This is a genomic window from Streptomyces sp. NPDC089919, assembly GCF_040684615.1.
Lineage (GTDB): Bacteria > Actinomycetota > Actinomycetes > Streptomycetales > Streptomycetaceae > Streptomyces.
In genome coordinates this window covers 95,673-119,138 of sequence record NZ_JBFBGK010000009.1, presented here as the reverse complement: position 1 = coordinate 119,138, position 23,466 = coordinate 95,673, and the positions used below count along the sequence as shown (strand labels likewise).

Genomic DNA, 23,466 nt, shown 5'->3' with positions numbered 1-23,466 from the left:
GTTCGACCCGGCGCCCCGCCTGATCTGCGCCCGCCTGGAACGCGGCCGGTACGTCGAGACCACCACCGCCCTGCCCGGCACCCTGACCCGCGTACATGAGCCCTTCCCCTTCGAAACCGACCCGGCCGACCTGACCCACACCCGGCTGGGCTAGCGTCACGGGCTGCCGCACGGGCTGCCGCACGGGCTGCTGTCCGTGAAAGGCCGGGCGTCGGCGCGTCAGTTCGTCGGCCCGGTGGCGCGGATGGTGAAGAGGAGCGCGGACCGGACGCCGAGGGCGGCCGTGAGGTCGGCGAGGGTTTCGGCTGTCCAGCCGATGGCGTCGAGTGACCACTCGGCGAGCTCGCCCAGCAGTGTCGCGCCGTCCGGGGCCGGGCCGTTCCACCACGTGGGGTGGAACGGCGGCGTCAGGTCGGGGTCCTGGTCGGCGCGGTGGTGTGAGGTGTGGGTGTAGACCGGCTGGTCAAGGCCGTGGAGCCGCTGGGCCAGCCGGTCGGCGAGGTCGGAGAGGAACGTCTCGCGGCCGGCGTTGAGGTGGATGCGGACCGGCGTCCTCGGGCGGGGGCCGTAGCCGGCGAACCAGTCGGCGGTCAGCATCGACGGGACCGGCGCGTACGCCGGGCGTACGGCCTTCCGGAGGCCCTGGACCGGCAGGAGGAGCTGTACGGCGGTCAGCCGCAGGGTGCCCAGCCGCCGGGTGGCGTCCTCGGCGCACCGGAGGAAGGGCTGCACGGGGAGCGGCCGGTCGTCGGCGACGGCGCTGGCGTCGACCTGGAACCAGGTGGCCGGGGCGCCGACTTGCGCAGTGCCGACCTGGGCCGATCCGGCGTCGTTCATGGCCCACAGGCCGGCCGCGTGCCGGACTTTGCCCTCGGAACCGCCGCCGGCCGAGCGGTCGTCGTGCCAGCCCATGGCGACGGACCGCTCGAGGAAGAGCGAGTAGGCGTCGTGGACGGGCTCGGTACCGGTTGGAGGGTGTGGGGTGAACTCGCCGTGCAGGGCGGCGAACATGGTGCCCGCCGTCTGCAGGACCCCCGGTGCCGACCCGGGTCGGATGCGCTCGGACATGCCTGGTCCTCTCTGTCGCCCACGCCCATGCCACCGCCGTGCTGCTGCCGGACGCGTCCAGTCTGCTGCCGGGCGCCGGCAGGCCCGGTCCAGCGCCGGTGGCGGCCGGGTAGCGTTCACCTTCAGGTCATTGCAACGCTGGTGCGGTGATCGTTGCGTTAGATTTACGTCGCTTGCAACGATTTCATGGCTCTGAGCTGCATAAATGAGATCCAAGCGCAACGAGTGCATTGTTGGGATCCTTGAACGCAACGTAGTGTTTCGCTCGTCAGAAAGCAGCGGGCGACAAGGAGTCGGCCGCCACTCTTGAGGAGAGAACCATGCAGAAGTTCGCCACCACCGCCCCGATCGCCGCTCTGCTCGACGTCCCCGCCGGCCGGATCCGGTTCATCGCCGCCGACCGGGCCGACGCCACCGTCGAGGTGCTGCCCGCGGACGCCCGCAAGGGGCGGGACCAGAAGGCGGCCGAGCAGGTCGAGGTGTCCTTCACCGACGGGGTGCTGCGGATCGCGGCCGCCCCGGCCGGGAACCGGCTGCTCGGGAACTCCGGCGCGGTCGAGGTCACCGTCCAACTGCCGGCCGGCTCCCGGGTCGAGGCCAAGGCCGCCGACGCCGAACTCCGCGGTGTCGGGCGCCTGGGCGACGTCACCTTCGAGGCGGCCCGCGGCACGGTCAAGCTCGACGAGACCGCCGCCGCCCGCCTCACCCTCCAGGCCGGCGAGGTCTCGGTCGGCCTGCTCGGCGGCCCCGCCGAGATCGGCACCCAGCAGGGCGACATCCGCATCGCCGAGGCCGTCCGCGGCGAGGTCGTGCTCCGCACCGAGCAGGGCCGGATCGACATCGGCGCCGCCCGCGGCGTCTCCGCCTCCCTCGACGCCGGCACCGCCTACGGCCGCATCACCAACGCCCTGACGAACACCGACGGCGCCGCCGCCGGCCTGGCCATCCGCGCCACCACCTCCTACGGCGACATCACCGCCCGCACCGTCTGAACCGCCCCCCCGTGTGGCACCGCGGCCGGCAACGCGTGGCACCACGTGGCGCCAAGTGGTGCCAGATGGTGCCCGGTGGCGCCACCTCGCCCATGGGGTGGCGTCCAGTCCCCTTCTCGCCCGCCGGCGGCTCGCGCCTCATCCGTCCCATAAGTGCAGGTCAGGGGCTCGTGGCCAGGCTCGACCCCGCCCGCCGAGCCGTCTGGCTCCAACTGGTGCCATTCGGCGCCACAAAGGCTTGTGCGTGGCGCCACTGTGGTGCCATGATGGCTCCATGGACCTCACCCCGTATGTCGACAACCTCCGCCGCGAACTCGCGGTGGCCGCCGAAGCCGGCGGGGAAGACGCTCGCGAGCTGGCCGACCGGCTCACCGCTCCGCTGGAGTCGGCGACCCGGCTGACCCTGCTCAACGTCCTCTCCGCCGCCATGGACGAGATCACCCGCGACCTCGCCCCCGGCTCCGTCGACGTACGACTGCGCGGTCTCGACCCCGACTTCGTGGTGACCCTGCCGCCCGCCGAGGGCGGCGGCCCCGCGCAGCCGGCCGCGCCCGCCGAACCGTTCAAGGCCCCCGCCGACGCCGACGAGGGCGGCACCGCCCGGGTCAACCTCCGGCTCCCGGCCCACCTCAAGTCCCGCGCCGAGGAGGCCGCCAACCGCGAGGGCCTGTCGGTCAACGCCTGGCTGGTCCGCGCCGTCTCGGCCGCCGTCGACGGCGGCGACCGGCCCCGCACCCCGGACCGGACCCACACCGTCGGACAGAGCATCACCGGCTGGGTCCGCTGACCGCAGCACCCGCCGGGTCCGGTACCCCGTACGACCGCACCGACCCCGCACCCCGTACGACCGCACCGCCCCGCCGCACCAGCCGCCCGAGTCGCCACCCACACCACGTCCCACCAGCAGGGACGCCGCGAAGACCCCAGAGGACGGGACCGCCATGCCTTCTTTCGACACCCCCGAACCGATCTCGGCCGTGGCCCACGTCGAGGCCGGCTCCATCCGCTTCACCGCCGCCGACCGCGCCGACACCGTGGTCGAGGTACGGCCCCGCGACCCCAAGAAGGACCAGGACCTCCGGGCCGTCGACCGCACCGAGGTGACCTTCGCCGGCGGCGTCCTGACGGTCCGGACGCCCAAGCAGCGCAACTCGCTGCGCCGCCCCGGCACCGTGGACGTCACGGTCGGGCTCCCCGCCGGTTCGAGCGTGGACACCACCGGCTCCTGGACCCAGGTGCTCGGGGAGGGCCGGCTCGGCGAGGTCCGGGTGAAGACCTCCTCCGGCGACGTCCGGCTGGAGGCCACCGGCCCGCTGCGGCTGACCGCCTCGCACGGCTCGATCGCGGTGGACCGGGTCGCGGGCGCCGCGGAGGTCACCACCAGCTCCGGCAGCCTGCGGCTCGGCCTGCTCGAGGGTCCCGCCGTCCTGAAGAACTCCCACGGCACCACCACCGTCGGGGCCGCCACCGGCGACCTGCGGGTCAGCGGCGCCAACGGCGACATCGAGATCCGCCGCGCCGAGGCGTCGGTGACCGCCACCACCGCCCACGGCGCGCTGCGGGTGGGCGACGTGGCGCGCGGGCAGGTCCAGTTGGAGACCTCGTACGGCTCCATCGAGATCGGCGTCCGCCGGGGCACCGCCGCCTGGCTCGACGTCCGCTCCGACTCCGGACAGGTCCGCAACACCCTCGCCGCGGCCGAGACGCCCGGGGAGACCGAGGACACCGTCAAGGTCCACGCCCGCACCCGCTACGGCAACATCGACGTCCTGCGCGCCCGCGACTGACCGCCCGCTCCGGGGGCCCACCACCCCCGGAGCCGGTACGCCCGGCCCCTCGTCATCCGGTACCACCCCGCCCGCCCAGATCCCACCCTTCCCACGGGGGACACCCATGCCTTCATCTGTCATGCCCACGCCCAGGCAGGAGGACGGCCGCCCGGTCGCCGTCTCGGCCACCGGCCTGCGCAAGTCCTACGGCGACAAGACCGTCCTGGACGGCGTCGACCTGCACATCCCGGCCGGCACGGTCTTCGCGCTCCTCGGCCCGAACGGCGCCGGCAAGACCACCGCCGTGAAGATCCTCTCCACCCTCGCCGCCGCCGACGGCGGCCGGGCCGAGGTCGCCGGCCACGACCTGGCCCGGGCCCCGCAGCAGGTCCGTGCCGCCATCGGCGTGACGGGCCAGTTCTCCGCGGTCGACGGCCTGATCACCGGCGAGGAGAACATGCTCCTGATGGCCGACCTGCACCACCTCCCCAAGGCCGAGGGCCGCCGGGTGGCGGCCGAGCTGCTGGCCCGCTTCGACCTCACCGACGCGGCGGGCAAGCCGGCCTCGACGTACTCCGGCGGCATGAAGCGCCGCCTGGACATCGCGATGACCCTGGTGGGCAGCCCCAGGATCATCTTCCTCGACGAGCCGACCACCGGCCTGGACCCGCGCTCCCGCCACGACATGTGGCAGATCGTCAGGGAGCTGGTCGCGGACGGCGTGACCGTCTTCCTCACCACCCAGTACCTCGAGGAGGCCGACCAGCTGGCCGACCGGATCGCGGTCCTGAACGACGGCCGGATCGTCGCCACCGGCACCGCCGACGAGCTGAAGCGCCTGATCCCCGGCGGCCACGTCCGGCTCCGCTTCACCGACCCGGCCGCCTACCGGTCCGCGGCCGCGGCCCTCTCCCACGCGCTCCGGGACGACGAGGCCCAGAGCCTCCAACTCCCCAGCGACGGCAGCCAGCGCGCGCTGCACGCCACCCTCGACGCCCTGCGCACCGCCGGCGTCGAGGCCGACGAACTGACCGTGCACACCCCCGACCTGGACGACGTCTTCTTCGCCCTGACCGCGAACCGGCCCACGGAGGCATCCCGATGAGCACCAGTCCCTTCGCCCTGGCGGTCCGCGACTCGTCCACCATGCTGCGCCGCAACCTGCTGCACGCCCGGCGCTACCCCTCCCTCACCCTCAACCTGCTCCTCACCCCGGTCATGCTCCTGCTGCTCTTCGTCTACGTCTTCGGCGACGTGATGAGCGCGGGCATCGGCGGCGGGGGAGCGGACCGCGCGCAGTACATCGCCTACCTGGTGCCGGGCCTTCTCCTGATGACCATCGGCAGCACGGTCATCGGCACCGCGGTCTCGGTCTCGAACGACATGACCGAGGGGATCATCGCCCGCTTCCGCACCATGGCCATCCACCGGGGCGCGGTCCTGATCGGGCACGTCGTCGGCAGCGTCCTGCAGGCCGTCATCAGCGTCGTGCTGGTCGGCGCGGTGGCGGTGGCCATCGGCTTCCGCAGCACCGACGCCTCGGCCCTGGAATGGCTGGCGGCCTTCGGCCTGCTGGTCCTCTTCGCCACCTCGCTGACCTGGATCGCGGTCGGCATGGGCCTGGTCAGCCCCAGCGCGGAGGCGGCCAGCAACAACGCCCTCCCGCTGATCTTCCTCCCGCTGATCTCCAGCACCTTCGTCCCGATCGACTCGATGCCCGGCTGGTTCCAACCGATCGCGCAGTACCAGCCCTTCACCCCCGCCATCGAAACCCTCCGCGGCCTCCTCCTCGGCACCGACATCGGCCCCAACGCCTGGCTCACCCTCGCCTGGTCCCTCGCCCTCGCCACCCTCGGCTACCGCTGGTCCAAGTCGGCCTACAACCGCTCCGCGGCCTGACCGTCCGCCCTGTGACCCGGCCGGGGAAGTCCCCCGCCGGGTTCCGGGGTCGGGTTCCGGCCGGGGGCGTTTCAAGGGGGATTCGAGCGAGTAGCTTGCTCGCATGGAAACCAAGGCTGGCGATTCCGCGTCCGATTACCGAGCCCTGTTAGCCGCGTCGATCACGGTCGTGCTGTGGGCTTCCGCTTTCGTCTCCATCCGGGCCTCCGCCGACCACTTCGACCCCGGTGCGCTCGCCCTCGGGCGGTTGCTGACCGCGTCGGTGGTGCTCGGCGCGGTGCTGCTCGTCAAGCGGGTGCCGGTGCCGCCGCGGCAGGCCTGGCCCGGGATCCTGGCCTCGGGCCTGCTCTGGTTCGGGCTCTACATGGTGGTGCTCAACTGGGGCGAGCAGCTGGTCGACGCCGGTACCGCCGCCATGGTCGTGAACATCGGCCCGATCGTCATCGCCCTGCTCAGCGGCTGGTTCCTCAAGGAGGGCTTCCCGCCCATGCTGCTCGCCGGCATGGGGGTGTCCTTCCTGGGCGCCGTGGTGGTCGGCCTGTCCACCTCCTCCGGCGGGTCGGCCTCGCTCGGCGGGGTGCTGCTGTGCCTGACCGCCGCCCTCGCGTACGGCGCCGGGGTGGTCCTGCAGAAGCCAGCGCTGTCGTACGCGAGCCCGATCCAGGTCACCGCGTACAGCTGCTTCGTCGGCGCCCTGGGCACCCTGCCGTTCGCCGGCCAGCTGGTGCGCCAGCTCGGCAACGCCCCCGCGCACGCCACGCTCAACGTGCTCTACCTGGGCCTGTTCCCGACCGCCCTGGCCTTCAGCACCTGGACGTACGCCCTGTCGCGGACCACCGCCGGCAAGCTGGGCGCGACCACCTACGCCGTCCCGGCCGTGGTCGTGCTGATCGCGTGGCTGGTGCTGGACGAGGTGCCCGGCTGGCTGACCCTGGTCGGCGGCGCCATCTGCCTGGCGGGCGTCTCGGTCTCCCGCCGCCGCCCGGCCCCCCGCGGCCAGGACCGGCAGGCGCAGGAGCCCTCCCCGGCGGGCGAACCCACCGCCGAGCCCACCGCCTCCGACGCCTAGGGCGTGCCCGCCCAGACGGCGGGCCTGCGGTGGTCCCAGGGTGCGGCCCGCTCCAGTTGCGCGGCGAGCCGGAAGAGCAGGTCCTCGCGCCCGTAGCCCGCGGCGAACTGGACGCCGATCGGCATGCCGGTGGCCGGGTCGCAGGCCAGCGGCACCGACATCGCGGGCGTACCGGCGACGTTGAAGGCGGCGGTGAACGGCGAGCGGTGGAACAGGTGCTCCACCCAGCCCAGCCCGTCGGCGTCCTCCGCGCCCCGGCCGTAGGCACCCAGGGCCACCGGCACCTCGGGGAGCGTCGGCGTCACCAGCACGTCCCAGGAACCGAAGTGGGCCCCGATCGCACGGGCGACGCGGTTGCGCACGTCGAGGGCGCGCACGAACTCCACGCCGCTCACCCCGAGTCCCCACGCGTAGCTCGCCAGCATCTCGGGCTCGACGGTCGACTCGTCCACGGGCCGGCCGAGGGCCCCGGCGAGGTCGTCGATCCACTGCACCAGGTTCGCGCACCACAGGCGGGCGTTGGCGAGCACGAACTCCTCCCAGCTCACGCCGAGGTCCAGGGCTGCCACCTCGACCGGCTCCACCCGGTGGCCGAGCGAGTCGAGCAGCCGGGCGGCGGCCAGGGTGGCCCCGTGCACGGCCGGCTCCACGCCGCGCCCGCTCCAGGGGGTGGTGACCAGGCCGACGCGCAGGCGGCCGGGGTCCCTGGTGATCTCTTCGGTGTACGGGCGCCGGGGGCGTTCGGCGAAGTAGGGGTCGCCGGTCTCCGGGCCCTGGATCAGGTCGAGCAGGGCGGCACCGTCCCGCACGGTCCTGCTGAGCCCGCCGTGCACCGCGAGCCCGTTGAAGACCTCGTCGGCGTCCGGGCCCAGGGAGACCCGGCCGCGGGTGGGCTTGAGCCCGAACAGCCCGGTGGCGGAGGCGGGCACCCGTATCGACCCGGCCGCGTCGGTGGCGTGCGCGAGGGGGGTGATGCCGGCGGCGACGGCCGCGGCCGACCCGCCGCTGGAGCCGCCCGGTGAGCGGGAGGGGTCCCAGGGGTTGCGGGCGGCGCCGTACAGCAGCGGCTCGGTGGTGGTGCTGAAGGCGAACTCGGGGGTGCTCGTGCGGCCCAGCGTCACCAGACCGGCCCGGCGGAACCTGCGCATCAGGAAGGAGTCCGCCGCCGCCACGTTGCCGGCGGCGAGGCGGCTGCCCAGCTCCACGCGCTTGCCCCGCATCGACACGGCGAGGTCCTTGATGAGGAAGGGCACGCCCGCGAGCGGGGTGCTGCCCGGGACCGGGGCGTCCTCGGCGGGCCAGCTCTCCACGACGGCGTTGATCCGCGGGTTCACGGCCGCGATCGCGGCATGGGCCGCCGCGGCGAGCTCCGCCGCGGTCACCTCTCCCCGCGCCACGAGCCCGGCCAGCCCCACGGCGTCGTACCGGGTGTACTCGTGCAGCTCCACGGATGACCACCTGCGTTTCCGATCGGTCCCGTGCGATACCGATCGGTATCGCTTGAGGATGATCGGTAACGTAACATGATCCCGAAGGCACCGGCCGCCGCCGACCGAAGCGAGGCAGACCATGACGAGCAGCCCACCGAGACCGGGCCGGGACTCGAGGGTCGCCCTCCTCCCTCCCCGCGAGCGCATCCTCGACGCGGCCGAAGAGCTCTTCCTCCAGGAAGGCGTCAAGGCGGTCGGCGTCCAGGCCATCGCCGAGCGGGCGAACACGACGAAGATGGCCCTCTACCGCCACTTCGCCACCAAGGACGCGCTGATCGAGGAGTGGCTGAGGATCGTCGCGGCGCAGTACGCGAACGCCTTCGACCGGGTGGAGGCCGAGCACGCGGGCGACGGCCGGGCCCAGGTGCTCGGTGTGACGCGCTTCGTGGCCGAGGGGCTGCCGGACATCGTCCGCAGGGGCTGCCCCTTCGTGAACTCCGTCGCGGGCCTGACCGACCCGGGCCATCCGGCCCGCCGGTTGATCCAGGAGCACAAGGCCGAACAGCGCCGTCGCCTGACGGCCATGTGCGCGCGGGCGGGAGCGCAGGTGCCGGACGAGGTCTCCGCGGAGATCACCTTCCTCCTGGAAGGGGCCCAGGTCAGCGCGCAGAACGGCAGCGTGGACCGCGCGGGCGACCGGCTCGTGGCGGCGGTGACGGCGGTCCTGGAGCGGGGGACGGCCGTGCGGGAGGAGGGCCGGTGAGTCCCGGAGGGCGCCCTCGAGGGCGGCTCGGCACCCGCCGGACCGTGCCTTTCGGATCAGGGCGGATCAGGGCGGATCGGAAAGGCGCGGTCTAGATGACGAAGGTGGCTTCGTTGCGCCCCAGCAGGTACCCGAGCTGGAGCCGGTTCCCGGCGCCCAGTTCCTGCTTGATCGCCGCGATGTGCGCCTGCAGCGAGCGTTCGCTGATGCCGATCCGGCGGGCGATCGCCTTGTCCGAATACCCCTCCACCAGTAAGCGGCTGATCGACTCCCGGATCGCCGGCACCACCTCGTCCGCCGCCTTCGCAGCGTGCAGCGGTACGAAGGGGAACTCCTTCGCCCGGTCCCACGCCTTGTCGAAGGTGTCCCGCAGGAACCGCACGATGGTCGGCTCGGTGATCTCAATGGCCGTCGTGCGGTCCTCGTTCGCAGAAATGAACGCGATGTCGTCGACGATGATGAGCCGGTCGAAAAATTCTTCCAGAGTGCGGACCTGGGCCCCGTATTCCGTCACCCGGCGGACGTATTCCTTGGTCGCCTCGTCGAATCGCGTGGTGTGCTGATAAAGCGTCCGCATCGAAATTCCGGCGGCGATCTGCCGCCGTACGCGTTCCAGCGCGTCCTTCAGCACCGCGCTGGGCCGGGCCCCGTCGGGCTGGGCGGTGAGGATCTCCCGCCGGACCGCTGACAGCGCCTGGTCGATCGCCTCGCCGATGCTCTGCATGCCGTGCAGGTACCGCACGCCCGGCCCGGCTACCTCCGTCCCAAAGGCACCGCCGCCACCAGCGTCGTCGCCGCCCGCGCCGGGGCCCGGGAGAGGCCCCGCGATGGGCGGGTCCCACACCCCGGAGGCGGCCTGCTCGGACGCCTCCCGGGCCAGCCTGTCCAGGTGCGTTGCGAGTTCCCGCAAGAAGGCCTGCGGCGCCCCGCCGGCCGCCAGCGGTGGTGTGTACACCGCGGCGTTCTGCCCGGAATCACCCTGTTCGAGCACGCCAGCCCCACCCCTGTCTGTCCGGTTTGGCGCTCTATGGGGCCTTGAGACCCCGTGGATAACCGCACTGCGGAAACCGGAGCCATCGTAGGCCTGTCTCGGCCCCGCCCACACAGGCAGATTTGGTCTCACCGAAGGAACGAAAGCCGGGGAGCAGCCCGGCGGACCTCCTACGGATAAGGAGCGGAATCTGTGATTCCGATTCTTGTGTGATCAAAAGCCGAACCACGCCGAGGGGATTGATGAAAATGGGGGACCAGCCGATGGCCGTCACCGCGAACCGCGCCCTTTCCGCAATCCGCACCGCTGCCGTCCTCGCCGCCGCCGGAGTGGCCTTCGGGCTCGCCTCGGCGCAGGGCGCCCTCGGCGGCGACGCCGCCACCCACCTGCGCCTGGACGTCGGCTGGAACGGCCCGAAGCCGGTCGTGCACGCCGCCGCCGGCACCGTCCGCGACGTCACCGGGGACATCGGCTGGAACGCCGCCCAGGGCGAGGGCGACGACGTCGGCTGGAACGGCACCACCCCCGACCCGGGCACCACCACCCCGCCCGCCGGCTCCACCGACGACGTCGGCTGGAACAGCACCACCCCCGGCACCGGCACCCCGACCCCCGGCACCGGCGACGACGTCGGCTGGAACTGACCCCTCAGCAGCCCGCCCCGCCGGCCCGCACCGCACCCCACCACCCACGTCCGTCCCTGACTCCCCTCCCGGCCCCGACCGGGCCGGCAGAAGAATGGCCGAACAGCATGCCTCCCCTGGCTCCCTCCCCGTGGTTCCTGACCGCCGACGACCCGACCGGCACCGCCGCCGCAGCCGCCGCGACCACCGCGAGCGCCCAGGCCCCCGCGGCAGCCGGCCCCGACGCCCTCCTCTTCTGCTTCCCGCACGCCGGCGGCAACCCGCGCACCTTCCTCGGCTGGCAGGACGCCCTCGGCCGTGACGGCCGGGTGCTCGCCCTGTGCCCCCCGGGCCGGGGCCACCGCTTCCGGGAGCCGGCCCCCGCCTCCGTCGCCGAACTGGCCGACGGCGCCGCGGCGGCCGTCACCGCCGTCACCGCCGGGACCGACCTGCCCTTCCTGCTCTTCGGCCACAGCTTCGGCGCCGCCCTCGCCTTCGAGGTGGCCCGCCGCATCGACGGCCGGCCCGGCTTCGCCGGCCTGGTCGCCTCCGGCTGCTCCGCCCCCTCGCTGCTGCCCACCCCGCGCGTGGTGGAGACCGCCCGCCTGACCGGCCGCGCCTTCACCGAGGCCGTCGCCTTCTTCGGCGGCCTGCCCCCCGAACTCGCCGAGGACGAGGTCATGCAGGAGCTCCTGCTGCCCCACCTCAAGGCCGACTTCCGACTGGTCGCCGAGTACGCCTACCGGCCCGCCGCCCCGCTCACCGTCCCGGTCACCCTCGTCAACGGCACCGGGGACCCGCACGTCAGCCCCGGCGCCGTCGCCCCCTGGGCCCGCGAGTGCACCGCCGAGCCCGCCCGCCACTGGACCGACGGCGGCCACTTCTACTTCGAGGACCGGCCCGCCGCCGTCGCCGAGGTGCTGCGCCCGCTGCTGCGCGCGGCAACGGCGTCCGCCCGTACCGCGGATGAGTACGTTGAGCTGATCTGACGACCCGTCCGCAGGCAGCGACCAGGCACCGCGAGGAACCGACCATGACCGTGAACCCCCGTCCCACCGAAGCCCGCTACCGCCGGGCGCTCGCCTTCCGGGCCCTGCACGAGGGCCCCCGGCCCTTCGTCGTCCCCAACCCGTGGGACGCCGGCTCGGCCCGGCTGCTGGCCGGCCTCGGCTTCCCCGCCCTCGCCACCACCGGCGCCGGGCTCGCCCACAGCCTGGGCCGCCCCGACGGCACCCTGACCCGCGCCGACATCCTCGACAACGCGGCCGCGATCGTGGCCGCCACCGCACTGCCCGTCACCGCCGACCTGGAGAGCGGCTTCGGCGAGAAGCCCGAGGACGTCGCCGAGACCATCGAGCTGGCCGCGGCCGCCGGCCTGGCCGGCGGCTCGATCGAGGACTCCACCGGCCGCGCCGGCGACCCCGTGCGCCCGCTCGCGGAGGCCGTCGAACGCGTCGCCGCCGCCGTCGAGGCCGCCCGCGGCCTCGACTTCCCCTTCACCGTCACCGCCCGCGCCGAGAACTTCTTCGTCGGCCGCCCCGACCTCGACGACACCATCCGCCGCCTGCAGGCGTACGAGGAGGCCGGCGCGGACGTGCTCTACGCCCCGGCCCTGCCCGACGCCGAGGCGATCGGCGCCGTCTGCGCGGCCGTCTCCCGCCCCGTCAACGTCCTGATGGGCGGGGCCCTCCAACTGTCCGTCGCCGAACTCGGCGCCCTGGGCGTACGCCGCGTCAGCACCGGCTCGGCGCTCTCCCGCGCCGCGCTCGGCGGCTTCCTGCGGGCCGCCCGGGAGATCGCCGAGCAGGGCACCTTCGGCTTCGGCGCCGACACCCTGCCCTACGCCGAGGCCAACGCCCTGCTCGCCGCCCCCGCAGCACCCCACCACCCCGCCGCCGACCCAGAGAGCGATCCGGCACCGTGAGCCTGACCCAGGACCTCCCCGGCGCGGACCCCGGCCACCGGCCGGGCCAGGCGCCCACCCGCCCCGCCGTCCACCTGTCCGCCCCCGCCTACGTCCTCGGCGAGCAGGCGGCCGACCACACCACCATCCCCCAGCTGGCCGAGCGCGCCCGCCAGTTCGGGATGCCGCCCAAGGCCGACCTGTGGGGCTGGGGCACCATCCGCCGCACCGCCCGGGGCCTGGCCGACCTGGCCGTCGAGAGTTCCCGCGCCACCCTGGCCGGGGCCGGCGCCGACCCGGCCTCCGTCGACTGCCTGATCCTGTGCTCCACCCGCTTCCCCGGCGGCCCGCGCACCCACGGCAGGTTCGTGGCGTCCGTGCTGTCCGGCATCGGCCTCGGGCCCGGCACCGCCTTCACCGGCATCACCCTCAACCGCTGCACCAACCTGCTGGTCGGCATCCGCACCGCCCAGGCGCTGGTCGCCGCCGGCCAGCACCGCCGGGTCCTGGTGGCCACCACCGACAAGGTCTCCGACGAGGCCGTCCGGATGGAGAACTTCGCCCTCTTCAGCGACGGCGCCGCCTCCTGCCTGGTCGCCGCCGAACCCCTCGGCGCGGACGCGTACGAGATCGTCGGCGGCGCCAGCGCCCAGGACCCCGGCGCGCTCGACTGGTCCAACGAGATCAGCGCCGACCTCGCCCGGGCCGTCAACGAACGGATCCTCGCCGACGCCGGGATGAAGCCCGGCGACATCCAGGGCGTGCTGCACCCCAACCTCTTCAAGCCCCTGGTCGCCCTCAAGGAGCGGCAGGCCGGCTTCACCAAGGACCAGCTCTTCCTCGACAACATCACCCGTTTCGGGCACTGCTTCGCCGCCGACCCGCTCATCAACCTGGCCGACCGGGCCGCGGCCGGCGGCGTCCGCCCCGAAGGCCACTACCTGCTGGCGTCCAGCGTCCCCGGGGTCCGGGTCGGCGTCCTGCTGCGCAAGCCCGCCACCGTACCCGCGGAGTGCTCCTGATGACCGCCCAGACCGTACAGAGCGCCGGACCCCTGGCCGGGGCGCCCCTGGTGCCCGGCGCGCCGGCCCTCCAGCCGGCCGGCGGCTCCGCCGCCTACCCGCTGCCGGACCTGACCACCGCCCTGCCCCGGGCGCCCTTCGAGGCCTCCCCGGCCGGGGCCGCCGCCGCCGCCGAACTGGCCGCCGCCGAGCCCGCCGAGCTCTTCGCCCGGCTGCTGGCCGACCAGGAGGACGAGCGCGCCCTGCTGGCCGCCCGGCACGTCCTGGCCGGCTTCCTCGACGCCGCGGCCGAAGACGCCTCCGCCGACGACCCGGAAGTCCGCCGGGACCTGCACGAACTCCCCGACGGAGCCGACGCCGACACCGTGGCCCGGTACGTCCTCGCCGCCCGCGCCCCGCTCGCCGTCGACCTCGCCGCCCTGCGCGCCCACGCCGACCCCGAGGCCCGCGCCGCCGTCCTGCGCCAGCGCGCCGTCCTCGCGCTGGCCGGCGGCTGCTGGCTGGACACCGTCTCCCAGGCCGCCACCCAGCCCGCCGAGATCGTCGGCCGGCTCTTCGGCCACCACTGGCTCCTCATGGGCGAGGGCAGCAGCGAGGCCGGCCAGAGCGCCCGCCGGAGCCGGGCCCTGGCCGAACTGGGCGTGCACCTGCCCGCGATCGAGGCCGAGGGCTTCCTGCGGGCCGCCGCCGCCCGCCCCCTGACCGCCCTGCACGGCGCCTTCCGGCTCGCCCTGTCCCGGCTGCCCGCCGCCTTCCTGCCGGAGGTGGTCGGCTTCCACTACGCGAGCCACGCCCTGGGCCTGGACGACCTGCTGCTGGGCACCGCGCCGATGCTCGCCGAAGCGGACGTACGGCCCCTGCTCGCCGAGTACCTGGCCCTGACCGAGGTGTCGCCCACCGGCGCCGCGGACCGCCGCCGCGCGCTGGCCGCGGTCCGCCTGGCCGTCCGGCTCGAGCGGGAGCACACCGCCGCCCTCACCGAACTCGCCGCCTGGCAGGCCGGGCTGTCCCTGGACGCCAAGGTCGCGCAGATCGTCGCCCGGCACGCCCCGCACGCCGGCCGCCAGCACCGCGCCGTCCGCGTCGGCAGCCGCAAGCTGACCGACTGGCTGGACGACGAACACCTCGACGCCGCCGCCTTCGTCGCGGAGTTCCGCACCGCCCGCCAGCTGCGCCCCGGCCGCGACGGCGGACCTTGCCGCTTCCTGCAGTCCATCAAGTTCGGCGGGCCGATGTTCGGCATCTTCGACGCCCGCGAGGCCGCCGTCTTCGCCGACTGGGCCCGCTCCATCGCCGCGGGCGAGAGCGCCGGTCCGGTCGGGGAGCTGGTCCCGCGGGCCGGCGACGGACCGGCCGCCGCCTGGCGGGCCCGGATCACCGCCGCCGCCCCCGCCGACATCGTGGTGCGCGAGGGCGGCCCGGCCGCCGACGACCGCACCTTCTTCCACCGGATCGTCAACGTCGAGCAGTACCCGAGCGTGCTGCCCGCCGCCCGGGCCCGCGCCGAGGCCGCACTGGCCGAGGCGGAACTGCTCTTCGAGCACGGCGCCGGCGGCCGGCTCACCGACGCCTCGTACTTCGACTACACGCCCGAGGCCCTGATGGAGCGGGTGGAGCGGATCTACTGGGACAAGCTCGTCGACCCGTACAAGCCGCTCACCGAGATCCCCGACCGCGACGAGGTCATCTTCGAGCAGTCGACCTTCGCCCTGGGCAGCCTCATCGACGGCACCTGGGCGCACCGGATCGGCAACCTCGGCCGCCGCTCCCGCACCGGCGACGACATGCTCTTCTCCATCTACGCCGACGAGATGGGCCGCGGCGACGGCGCCAAGAACCACATCACGATCATCCACCGGGTCCTGGCCAGCATGGACATGGACCTGCCGCACATCCGCCAGCAGGCCTTCCTGGACCAGGGCGACCTGCCCGACCACCTCTACGGCTTCTCGATCCACCAGGTGTGCCTGTCGCTCTTCCCCGACACCCTCTACGCCGAGATCCTGGGCTACAACCTCGGCATCGAGATGTTCGGCCTGGGCGAGATGCGGCTGCACGAGATCCAGAAGCTGCGCAGCCACGGCCTGGACATCTCCTACGAGGAAGCGCACCTGTCCATCGACAACTTCTCGGCGGGCCACGCCCGCCAGTCGGCCGAGATCATCGTCGCCCACCTCGACGACGTCCGGCGCGCCGCGGGCCCGGAGGCGGTGCAGCGCGAGTGGCGCCGGATCTGGCGCGGCTACGCCTCCTTCGCCTCCTTCGTCGAGTACGCGCTGGTCAAGCAGGCCAAGACGGCCGCCGAGGCCACCGCCGACGCCGACCTGGTCATCTGAGGGGGCGGCGGACATGGACACCCCGACGGGGTACGACACCGAGCTGCTGGGCCTGCCCCTCTACGACGACGCCCACCGCGCACTGGCCGCCGAGGCCGACGCCTGGTGCCAGGCGCACCACGTCCTGTGGGACGAGGTGCGCACCCTGGACCCGCACACCGCGGGCCGCCGCCTCACCCGGGCGCTGGGCGCGGCCGGCTGGTTCACGGGCCTGGACCCGGCGCCCGGCGCCCGGCCCACCGGACTGCGGGAGATCTGCCTGCGCCGCGAGATCCTCGCCCACGCCGAGGACCTGGCCGACTTCGCGTACGCCATCCAGGCCCTGGCCGCCACCCCGCTGCTGCGGCACGGCACCGAGCAGCAGCGCGCCGCGTGGCTGCCGGGGCTGGCCGACGGCACCCGGATCGGGGCCTTCGCGGTCTCCGAGCAGGAGGCGGGCTCGGACCTGGCGGCGGTGGCCCTGGCCGCCGAGAGGCAGGACGACGGCTCGTACGTGCTGGACGGCCGCAAGGCCTGGATCGCCAACGCCACCATCGCCGACGTGTTCGTGGTCATCGCCCGCACCGGCCCCGGGCCCGGCGCGCTCGGCCTGTCCGCCCTGCTGGTCCCGGCGGACACGCCCGGGCTGCGGGTGGAGCCGGTGGCCGCGATCGCCCCGCGCTCCTTCGGGCACCTGCACTTCGAGGACTGCCGACTGCCGGCCGAGGCGCTGCTGGGCCGCCGGGGCCGGGGCTTCGTGGTCGCGGTGGACCTGCTGGAGCGCTTCCGCACCACGGTCGGCGCCGCCGCCCTCGGCTTCGCCCGCCGGGCCTTCGACACCGCCCTGGCCCACACCCGCGCCCGCGCGGCGTACGGTGCCACCCTCTTCGACCTCCAGCTCGTCAAGGGCCGGCTGGCCGACATGGAGATCGAGCTGGCCGCGGCCGGACTGCTGGTCGCCCGGGCCGCCTGGGAGACCGACCGGGGCAGCCGGTCCTTCGCCCGGCACTCCAACATGGCCAAGGTCCACGCCACCGAGGCCGCCCAGCAGGTCGTCGACTCGGCCGTCCAGCTCATGGGCGCCGCCGGCATCGTCCAGGACTCGATCACCGAACGCCTCTACCGCCAGATCCGCTCCCTCCGCCTCTACGAAGGCCCCACCGAAGTCCTCAAAACCGCCATAGCCAACTCCCGCTAACCCGCCCCCCGGGGTGTGGGCAATCGTTCCGCAGGGCGGAACGGGTGGGCACACCCACCCACCGGGCCGCACCCGGCCCGCTCCCCGCACCACCCACCGGCGGCATCCGTACCACCGCAAAACCGCACCGCACCGCACCCGCAAGGAGACCCCGTGACGACCCCGATCGCCGCCGTCCGCGCCCAGGACCCGTACCCGTACTACGCGAGCCTGGTCGCAGACCGCCCCTTCGCGTACGACGCAACGCTGAACGCCTGGGTCGCAGCCGACGCAACCGCGGTCCAAGCGGTACTGGCAGCCCCCCAGCTAAGGGTCCGCCCCACATCAGAACCCGTCCCCACGGGAATCAAGGGCACGGCAGCCGGCGACGTCTTCGCCGACCTCGTCCGCATGACCGACGGCCCCGACCACCACCGCCTCAAGTCCCTCGTGGCCCGGACCCTGGCCGCCGCCGACCTGACCGAGGCCGCCGCAACGGCCACCACCCACACCCAGAAGGCCCTCGCCGAGGCAGGCGGCCCGATCCCCTACGACGACCTCATGTTCGCCGTCCCCGCCCGGACCGTCGCCGGCCTCCTCGGCCTCACGGACGGCGCCGACGAGACCGCCGCCCGCCTGATCGCCGACTTCGTCCAGTGCATCCCGGCCGGCGCCACCGAAGCCCAGTACGGGGCCGCCGCCCGGGCCGCGGAAACCCTCCGGGACCTCCTCGCACCCGGCCTCGAGGCCGGCGCCCACGGCCTGCTGGCCGACCTGCTGGCCGCCGCCCGGCAGGACGACCGGCAGGACGACCGGCCCGACACCGCCCCCCTGCTCGCCAACGCCCTCGGCTTCCTCTCCCAGACCTACGACGCCACCGCCGGCCTGATCGGCAACACCCTGCTGGCCCTGGCCCGCGGGGCCGAACTGCCCGGCACCCCCGCCGCCGTGGACGCGCTGGTCCGCGAGGTGGTCCGGTACGACGCCCCGATCCAGAACACCCGGCGGTTCGCCGCCGAGCCCTTCGGCCACGCCGGCGCCACGGTCGCCCCCGGCGAGCAGGTGCTCGTGCTGCTCGCCGCGGCCAACCGCGACCCGGCCGTCAACCCCGATCCGCACGCCCTGCTCCCCGGCCGGGTGAATCCCGCGGTCTTCACCTTCGGCGCCGCCGCCCACCGCTGCCCGGGCGAGGAGCTGGCGGCGGCGGTCGCCGGCGCCGTGGTCGGGGCCCTGCTCGCGGCAGGCTGGGACCCCGCCGCCCTGCCCGCCGCGCCCGCCTACCGGCCGCTGGCCAACGCCCGCATCCCCGTGCTGTGACCGCCGGGGCCGGGCCCCTCCCGGCCCGGCCCCCCGCCCGCCCCGATCCGCCGTCCGGCCAGAACCGCACAAGCGCCCCGCACCGCGCCCGCCGCCCCCGTGGCCCGGGTGCCGCCCACCCGCATGCCTGAAGACAGGACAAACCAGCAGATGTCGGACCGACCGCACCTCTGGATGCGCCACGAGAGCCGTCCCACCGAACGCCGCGCCCCGCTCGTCCCCGAGGACGCGGCCGCCCTCGTCCGCCAGGGCGTGCGCATCACCGTCGAGTACTCCCCGGGGCGGGCCTTCCCGCTCGGCGAGTACGCGGCCGCCGGCTGCGCCACCGCGCCCGCGGACAGCTGGACCGGGGCCCCCGCGGACGCGTACGTCCTGGGCCTGAAGGAACTCCCCGAGCGCCCGGCCGCCCTGACCCACCGCCACATCTACTTCGCGCACGCCTACAAGGGCCAGGCCGGCGCCCGGGAGCTGCTGGGCCGCTTCACCGCCGGCGGCGGCGCCCTGCTCGACCTCGAATACCTCACCGACGACGCCGGCCGCCGGGTCGCCGCCTTCGGCTACTGGGCGGGCTACGTCGGCGCCGCCCTCGCCGTCCTGCACCGCCGCGGCCGGCTCACCGCCCCGCTGGTGCCCACCGCCCGTCCCGCGCTCGACGCGCTGCTGGCCGAGGAGGCCGGGGACGACACCAAGGCCCTGGTCGTGGGCGCCCTCGGGCGCAGCGGCCGGGGCGCCTGCGACGCCCTGGAGCGGGCCGGGCTGACCCCCACCCGCTGGGACGTGGCCGAGACCAGGGAACTGGACCGGCCCGCGCTCCTCGCCCACGACCTGCTGGTCAACACCGTGCTGACGCAGGCCCCGGTGCCACCCTTCCTCACCCCGTCCGACCTGGACGAGCCCACCCGCCGGCTCGCCCTCGTCTCGGACGTCACCTGCGACGTCACCTCCGACTGCAACGTCCTGCCGGTCTACGACGAGACCACCGACTGGGCCGCCCCGGTCCGCACCCTGCGCGGCGGCGCCGGCCCGCTGGACCTGATCGCCATCGACAACCTGCCCTCCCTGCTGCCGGTGGAGGCCAGCCGGGCCTTCTCCGCCGAACTCGCCCCGCACCTGGCCCGGCTGACCGGCCCCGCCGCCCCCGCTGCCGACCGGGACCCCGTCTGGTCCCGCGCCCTGCACCTCTTCGAGACCCACACCGCCACCGCCCCCCTGGAGGAGGCCACCCGTGTCCGCTGAAACCCCCGCGCCCGCCTCCGGCACCGTCCACTGGATAGGCACCGGCCTGTCCACCGGCGCCTCGGGCCTGGGCCACGTCTGCGACCGCGCCGAGCGCGTCCTGCTGTGGGACCGCACCGCCGAGCGGGCCGCCGAGCGGCTGGCCGCCCTCGGCCTGACCGGCCGCGCCGAGGTCCGCGCCTACGAACCGGCCGCGCTGGCCGCCGAGAGCGCCCCCGGCGACGTCCTGGTCTCGATGCTGCCGGCCGCCGAGCACCCGGCCCTGCTGCGCATCGCGCTGGCCGCCGGCGCGCACTTCGCCTGCACCAGCTACACCTCCCCGGAGCTGGCCGAACTGGCCGGCCGGGCCGGGCGGGAGAGCCGGACCGTCGTCCTCACCGAGGCCGGGCTCGACCCGGGCATCGACCACCTCTACGCCCACGACCTGGTGGCCCGGGCCCGCGCGGCCCTCGGCGACGCCCCGGCCACCGCCGTCTTCACGTCCTACTGCGGCGGCCTGCCGGCCGTGCCCAACGCCTTCCGCTACCGCTTCAGCTGGGCGCCGTACGGCGTGCTGGCCGCGCTCGGCTCACCCGCCCGGTACGTGGACGAGGGCGCCGAGCGCACCGCCGCCCACCCCTGGGAGGCGGTGCGCCCGCTGGTCCTCGGGGGCGAGGCCTTCGAGGTCTACCCCAACCGCGACAGCCTGCCGTTCCTGGCCCAGTACGAGTTCCCCGAGCACTGGCGGGCCGAGACGTTCGTCCGCGGCACCATGCGCTCCGAGGGCTGGTCCGCCGCCTGGAAACCGGTCTTCGAGACCGTCGCCGCCGGTGACGAGCAGGCCGTGCGGGCGCTCGCCGCCGAACTGGCCGCCCGCTACCCGGCCACCGCCGAGGACCGCGACCGGGTCGTCCTCTCGGTCGCCCTGGAGCTGCGCACCGACGACGGCCGCCGCTGGTCCGGCAGCCACCTGCTCGACCTCACCGGCGGGGCGGCCGAATCCGCCATGGCCCGTTGCGTCTGCCTGCCGCTGGCCCACGGCGTGGCCCGGATCCTCGACGGCGCCCTGGCGCCGGGCCTGCGCCGGGCCGCCGACCCCGGCGCCGAGACCGGCCGCTGGCTGGCCTTCCTCGCCGCCCAGGGCCTGGCCACCCGTACCGAAGAGCACGTCGACGTCCACCCCACCGACCCCGCGACTGGAGTTACGGCATGACCCGCACCGCCCCCGCCCCGCACGCCGGCATACCCGCCCCGGCCCCCGAGGCCTTCGTCCTCACCGGCGCCTTCCGGGTCGTCTGCCGCAACCCCCGCTACCTCGAGGAGCTCGCCGCCCGGGGTCTGAAGATCCTGCTCATCACCCCCGAGGAGTACCGGGAGACCGCCACCGCCGCCCGCAAGGACCCGGCGCACCCGGCCGCCCTGATCGACGACGTCGCCTACGTCGACGGCTCGCTGGACCAGGAGGGTTCCTTCACCCCCTCCTTCGCCGCCCGGGCCCGGGAGTGGCACGGCCGCTACACGATCGTCGGCGCCTACGCCGTGGGCGAGACGCTGGTCGAGCAGACCGGCCTGCTCTGCGACGCGCTGGGCCTGCCCGGACCGGGGCTGCGCGCCACCCGGGTGTGCCGCAGCAAGTACCTCCAGCGCTGGTACCTCGACGAGTTCAGCCCCGCCACCCTGGTCGTGCCGCCCGGCGGCCGCGAGGACGCCGACCTGGAGGCGCTGCCGTACCCGGTGGTCGTCAAGCCGGCCACCCGGCACTCCAGTTCCGGGGTGGTCGCGGTGGCCGGCCCCGAGGAGCTGCGCGGGCTGCTGCTCGGCTACCCCGCCCACGAGACCGTGCTGGTCGAGCAGAAGATCACCGGCCAGGAGTACTCGGTGGAGTCCCTGGTCCAGCAGGGCGAGGTGGTCTTCACCTCGGTGACCCGCAAGGAGACCACCGAGTCCGGCGCGCAGACCTTCGTCGAGCTGGCGCACTCGGTGCCCAGCGCCGACGTGGCCGCGCACGCCGAACTCCTCGCCGCCAACCTGCGGATGCTGACCGCCCTGGGCTTCCGCGACGGCATCGCGCACGCCGAGTGGCGCACCGGCGACGACGGCCGCCCCTACCTGATGGAGGCCGCCGCCCGCACCCCCGGCGACGGCCTGCTCGCCCTCTACCACCTGGCCACCGGGCAGCCGATGGAGCCGGAGATCCTGCGCATCGCCCTGGGCGAGAGCGCCGCCTACCCGGCCCCGGCCCGCTACACCCGCCAGGTCTACCTGGAGCACGAGGAGGGCGCCCTGGGCGATGTCCGGCTCGACTGGCCGGGCGTCAGCCCGCAGTGGGTCGGCGAGGGCGGCATGTGGCCCGAGCCGGTCCCGGGCGCCCCCGACGACCCGGCCGCGCTGCGCGCCCTGCTGGTCCTCAAGGAGGCCGGCGCCCGGCTGGCCCCGCTGGCCAGCTCCGACGACCGGGCGGTGACCTTCCTCATCGACGCGCCGAGCCCGGCCGAACTGGACGGGCTGGAGCTGCGGGTGCGGGCCGCCGTCTGCGTCACGGTCGACCCGGTGGTGGCCGATGAGCGCTGACCTGACCACCGCCGAGCCCGGCGAGGACGTCCGGGGCCCCCGGTCGCTTCGGTCGCTCGAGTCGCTGGCGGCCCCGGAGCGGGCCCCCGGGCAGACCGCGCCCGCGGCCCCCGCCGGCCCCGGCGTCTGGGAGACCTTCCGGGAGTCCAGCCCGGCCGTGAAGACCGTGCTCGCCGGGGTGCTCGTCAACCGGCTCAGCGGCTTCCTCCAGCTCTTCCTCGTCCTCTTCCTCACCGCCCGGGGCTACTCCGACGCCCGCACCGTCATCGCGCTGGGCGTCTACGGCGCCGGGGCGGTGGCCGGGTCCCTGATCGGCGGCTCGCTCGCCGACCGGCTCGGCATCCGCGGCGCCACCACCCTCTCCATGGGCAGCACGGCCGTGCTCACCGCGGCCCTGCTCCACCTGCCCTCGTACGGCCTGCTGCTGGCCGCGATCGGGCTGGTGAGCCTGGGCGCCCAGCTGTTCCGGCCGGCCTCGGCCACCCTGCTCGCCGACCAGACCGACGGCGACCGGCAGGTCATGGTCTTCGCGATGTACCGCTTCGGCCTGAACGTCGGCGCCACCGCCGCCCCGCTGGTCGGGTACGCCCTCTACAACGCCGGCGGGCACTCCTACACCCTGCTCTTCTGGGGCGAGGCGGCCCTCGCGCTGGTCTACGCCCTGGTCGCCCGCGCCACCCTGCCGGCCCGGTCCCCCCGTACCCCGGCGCCCGCCGCACCGGCCGGCGAGGCGGTCCGCGGCGGCTACGCGGCCGTGCTGCGCGACCGCCGCTTCCTGCTCTACCTCGCCGCGGCCTTCTTCCACTCGGCCGTCTACATGCAGTACCTGTCCACCCTCCCGCTGTACATGAAGGACGCCGGCCTGGCGCTCTTCTGGTACACCTCCGCGGTCGCGCTCAACGGCGTCATCGTCATCGCCTTCGAGCTGCTGGTCACCAAGCTCTCCCAGAACTGGCCCCTGAAGATCACCGTCGGCCTCGGCTTCGCCCTCGTCGGCGCCGGGGTGGCCTGCTACGGGCTGCCCATCGGCCCGGCCGCGGTGGTCATCGGCACGCTGGTGTGGTCCCTGGGCGAGATCCTGGGCGGCCCCGCCGTCTTCGCCTACCCGGCGAAGGCCGGGCCCGAGCCGCTGCGCTCCCGCTACATCGGCAGCTTCCAGTTCGTCTTCGGCCTCGGCTCGGCGCTGGGCCCGATGGCCGGCAGCTGGCTCTACGTCACCACCGGCGCCCTGGTGTGGCCGCTGGTGGGCGCCTGCTCGCTGCTCGCCACCGTCTTCGGCCTGATCGCCGTACGCCCCCGTCCCGACGCGGCCGCCGCAGCCGCGCACTGACATCGCACCACC

21 protein-coding genes are annotated in these 23,466 nt (G+C 74.7%); 18 read left to right on the top strand and 3 right to left on the bottom strand.

Annotation, left to right across the window (positions count from 1 at the left end; genetic code table 11):
- Positions 1 to 219 precede the first annotated feature (219 nt).
- The gene (locus AB0O40_RS06775; protein WP_365036387.1) at positions 220 to 1,068 is read right to left on the bottom strand and encodes a hypothetical protein; all 849 of its coding nucleotides are present in this window, start codon (positions 1,066 to 1,068) and stop codon (positions 220 to 222) included.
- 320 nt (positions 1,069 to 1,388) lie between these two features.
- Between AB0O40_RS06775 and AB0O40_RS06770 the strand changes: the two genes are divergently transcribed.
- From AB0O40_RS06770 to AB0O40_RS06745, 6 genes are all read left to right on the top strand, one after another.
- Positions 1,389 to 2,060: a DUF4097 family beta strand repeat-containing protein gene (locus AB0O40_RS06770; protein WP_365036385.1), complete on the top strand. Its 672-nt coding sequence runs from the start codon at positions 1,389 to 1,391 to the stop codon at positions 2,058 to 2,060.
- Positions 2,061 to 2,334: 274 nt separating this feature from the next.
- Positions 2,335 to 2,847 carry a hypothetical protein gene (locus tag AB0O40_RS06765; RefSeq protein ID WP_365036383.1) on the top strand — a complete coding sequence of 171 codons (513 nt, stop codon included), beginning with the start codon at positions 2,335 to 2,337 and terminating at the stop codon, positions 2,845 to 2,847.
- Between the two features lie 154 nt (positions 2,848 to 3,001).
- Entirely contained in the window at positions 3,002 to 3,847 is an 846-nt protein-coding gene (locus AB0O40_RS06760) for a DUF4097 family beta strand repeat-containing protein (RefSeq protein WP_365036381.1), read from the top strand.
- Positions 3,848 to 3,953: 106 nt separating this feature from the next.
- Complete coding sequence (locus tag AB0O40_RS06755) at positions 3,954 to 4,934, top strand: ATP-binding cassette domain-containing protein (protein WP_365036379.1); 981 nt, start codon at positions 3,954 to 3,956, stop codon at positions 4,932 to 4,934.
- The gene (locus tag AB0O40_RS06750) at positions 4,931 to 5,728 is read left to right on the top strand and encodes an ABC transporter permease (protein WP_365036377.1); all 798 of its coding nucleotides are present in this window, start codon (positions 4,931 to 4,933) and stop codon (positions 5,726 to 5,728) included. Before AB0O40_RS06755 ends, AB0O40_RS06750 begins: the two co-directional genes overlap by 4 nt.
- Before the next feature lie 103 nt (positions 5,729 to 5,831).
- Positions 5,832 to 6,797 carry a DMT family transporter gene (locus AB0O40_RS06745; protein ID WP_365036375.1) on the top strand — a complete coding sequence of 322 codons (966 nt, stop codon included), beginning with the start codon at positions 5,832 to 5,834 and terminating at the stop codon, positions 6,795 to 6,797.
- Here the strand turns inward: AB0O40_RS06745 and AB0O40_RS06740 are convergent.
- Positions 6,794 to 8,245, bottom strand: coding sequence for an amidase (locus tag AB0O40_RS06740; protein ID WP_365036373.1), 1,452 nt, complete (start codon positions 8,243 to 8,245; stop codon positions 6,794 to 6,796). The genes AB0O40_RS06745 and AB0O40_RS06740 overlap by 4 nt on opposite strands.
- A gap of 121 nt (positions 8,246 to 8,366) precedes the next feature.
- On the opposite strand from AB0O40_RS06740, the gene AB0O40_RS06735 reads away from it, so the two are divergent.
- Positions 8,367 to 8,990, top strand: a complete 624-nt coding sequence (locus tag AB0O40_RS06735) for a helix-turn-helix domain-containing protein (protein ID WP_365036371.1) — start codon at positions 8,367 to 8,369, stop codon at positions 8,988 to 8,990.
- A gap of 91 nt (positions 8,991 to 9,081) precedes the next feature.
- On the opposite strand, the gene AB0O40_RS06730 is transcribed toward AB0O40_RS06735, so the two are convergent.
- On the bottom strand, positions 9,082 to 9,981 hold the full coding sequence (locus AB0O40_RS06730) for a LuxR C-terminal-related transcriptional regulator (RefSeq protein WP_365036369.1): 900 nt from the start codon (positions 9,979 to 9,981) through the stop codon (positions 9,082 to 9,084).
- 248 nt (positions 9,982 to 10,229) lie between these two features.
- Here AB0O40_RS06730 and AB0O40_RS06725 point away from each other — a divergent pair, with 248 nt between their 5' ends.
- The 11 genes from AB0O40_RS06725 (at position 10,230) to AB0O40_RS06675 (ending at position 23,454) form a co-directional block, all read left to right on the top strand.
- Positions 10,230 to 10,625 (top strand): hypothetical protein, encoded by a 396-nt coding sequence (locus AB0O40_RS06725; RefSeq protein ID WP_365036367.1) that lies wholly within the window; start codon positions 10,230 to 10,232, stop codon positions 10,623 to 10,625.
- Positions 10,626 to 10,732: 107 nt separating this feature from the next.
- Entirely contained in the window at positions 10,733 to 11,593 is an 861-nt protein-coding gene (locus tag AB0O40_RS06720; RefSeq protein WP_365036365.1) for an alpha/beta fold hydrolase, read from the top strand.
- A 44-nt stretch (positions 11,594 to 11,637) separates the two neighbouring features.
- The gene (locus AB0O40_RS06715) at positions 11,638 to 12,528 is read left to right on the top strand and encodes an isocitrate lyase/phosphoenolpyruvate mutase family protein (protein WP_365036363.1); all 891 of its coding nucleotides are present in this window, start codon (positions 11,638 to 11,640) and stop codon (positions 12,526 to 12,528) included.
- Positions 12,525 to 13,529 carry a 3-oxoacyl-ACP synthase gene (locus AB0O40_RS06710; protein ID WP_365036361.1) on the top strand — a complete coding sequence of 335 codons (1,005 nt, stop codon included), beginning with the start codon at positions 12,525 to 12,527 and terminating at the stop codon, positions 13,527 to 13,529. Before AB0O40_RS06715 ends, AB0O40_RS06710 begins: the two co-directional genes overlap by 4 nt.
- Positions 13,529 to 15,865 (top strand): iron-containing redox enzyme family protein, encoded by a 2,337-nt coding sequence (locus AB0O40_RS06705; protein WP_365036359.1) that lies wholly within the window; start codon positions 13,529 to 13,531, stop codon positions 15,863 to 15,865. The genes AB0O40_RS06710 and AB0O40_RS06705 overlap by 1 nt, the downstream gene beginning before the upstream one ends.
- 13 nt (positions 15,866 to 15,878) lie before the next feature.
- Positions 15,879 to 17,042: an acyl-CoA dehydrogenase family protein gene (locus AB0O40_RS06700; RefSeq protein ID WP_365036357.1), complete on the top strand. Its 1,164-nt coding sequence runs from the start codon at positions 15,879 to 15,881 to the stop codon at positions 17,040 to 17,042.
- A gap of 153 nt (positions 17,043 to 17,195) precedes the next feature.
- Entirely contained in the window at positions 17,196 to 18,338 is a 1,143-nt protein-coding gene (locus tag AB0O40_RS06695; RefSeq protein WP_365036355.1) for a cytochrome P450, read from the top strand.
- A 150-nt stretch (positions 18,339 to 18,488) separates the two neighbouring features.
- Positions 18,489 to 19,574, top strand: coding sequence for a saccharopine dehydrogenase (locus AB0O40_RS06690; RefSeq protein ID WP_365036353.1), 1,086 nt, complete (start codon positions 18,489 to 18,491; stop codon positions 19,572 to 19,574).
- Entirely contained in the window at positions 19,564 to 20,766 is a 1,203-nt protein-coding gene (locus AB0O40_RS06685) for a saccharopine dehydrogenase C-terminal domain-containing protein (RefSeq protein WP_365036351.1), read from the top strand. The genes AB0O40_RS06690 and AB0O40_RS06685 overlap by 11 nt, the downstream gene beginning before the upstream one ends.
- Complete coding sequence (locus AB0O40_RS06680) at positions 20,763 to 22,124, top strand: ATP-grasp domain-containing protein (protein ID WP_365036349.1); 1,362 nt, start codon at positions 20,763 to 20,765, stop codon at positions 22,122 to 22,124. Before AB0O40_RS06685 ends, AB0O40_RS06680 begins: the two co-directional genes overlap by 4 nt.
- Positions 22,114 to 23,454, top strand: a complete 1,341-nt coding sequence (locus AB0O40_RS06675) for an MFS transporter (RefSeq protein WP_365036347.1) — start codon at positions 22,114 to 22,116, stop codon at positions 23,452 to 23,454. Before AB0O40_RS06680 ends, AB0O40_RS06675 begins: the two co-directional genes overlap by 11 nt.
- The last annotated feature ends 12 nt before the right edge of the window (positions 23,455 to 23,466 follow it).

Coding starts and splice junctions, on each gene's coding strand:
- AB0O40_RS06775 (WP_365036387.1), bottom strand. CDS start 1,068: ATGTCCGAGCGCATCCGACCCGGGTCGGCACCGGGGGTCCTGCAGACG.
- AB0O40_RS06770 (WP_365036385.1), top strand. CDS start 1,389: ATGCAGAAGTTCGCCACCACCGCCCCGATCGCCGCTCTGCTCGACGTC.
- AB0O40_RS06765 (WP_365036383.1), top strand. CDS start 2,335: ATGGACCTCACCCCGTATGTCGACAACCTCCGCCGCGAACTCGCGGTG.
- AB0O40_RS06760 (WP_365036381.1), top strand. CDS start 3,002: ATGCCTTCTTTCGACACCCCCGAACCGATCTCGGCCGTGGCCCACGTC.
- AB0O40_RS06755 (WP_365036379.1), top strand. CDS start 3,954: ATGCCTTCATCTGTCATGCCCACGCCCAGGCAGGAGGACGGCCGCCCG.
- AB0O40_RS06750 (WP_365036377.1), top strand. CDS start 4,931: ATGAGCACCAGTCCCTTCGCCCTGGCGGTCCGCGACTCGTCCACCATG.
- AB0O40_RS06745 (WP_365036375.1), top strand. CDS start 5,832: ATGGAAACCAAGGCTGGCGATTCCGCGTCCGATTACCGAGCCCTGTTA.
- AB0O40_RS06735 (WP_365036371.1), top strand. CDS start 8,367: ATGACGAGCAGCCCACCGAGACCGGGCCGGGACTCGAGGGTCGCCCTC.
- AB0O40_RS06725 (WP_365036367.1), top strand. CDS start 10,230: ATGGGGGACCAGCCGATGGCCGTCACCGCGAACCGCGCCCTTTCCGCA.
- AB0O40_RS06720 (WP_365036365.1), top strand. CDS start 10,733: ATGCCTCCCCTGGCTCCCTCCCCGTGGTTCCTGACCGCCGACGACCCG.
- AB0O40_RS06715 (WP_365036363.1), top strand. CDS start 11,638: ATGACCGTGAACCCCCGTCCCACCGAAGCCCGCTACCGCCGGGCGCTC.
- AB0O40_RS06705 (WP_365036359.1), top strand. CDS start 13,529: ATGACCGCCCAGACCGTACAGAGCGCCGGACCCCTGGCCGGGGCGCCC.
- AB0O40_RS06700 (WP_365036357.1), top strand. CDS start 15,879: ATGGACACCCCGACGGGGTACGACACCGAGCTGCTGGGCCTGCCCCTC.
- AB0O40_RS06690 (WP_365036353.1), top strand. CDS start 18,489: ATGTCGGACCGACCGCACCTCTGGATGCGCCACGAGAGCCGTCCCACC.
- AB0O40_RS06680 (WP_365036349.1), top strand. CDS start 20,763: ATGACCCGCACCGCCCCCGCCCCGCACGCCGGCATACCCGCCCCGGCC.
- AB0O40_RS06675 (WP_365036347.1), top strand. CDS start 22,114: ATGAGCGCTGACCTGACCACCGCCGAGCCCGGCGAGGACGTCCGGGGC.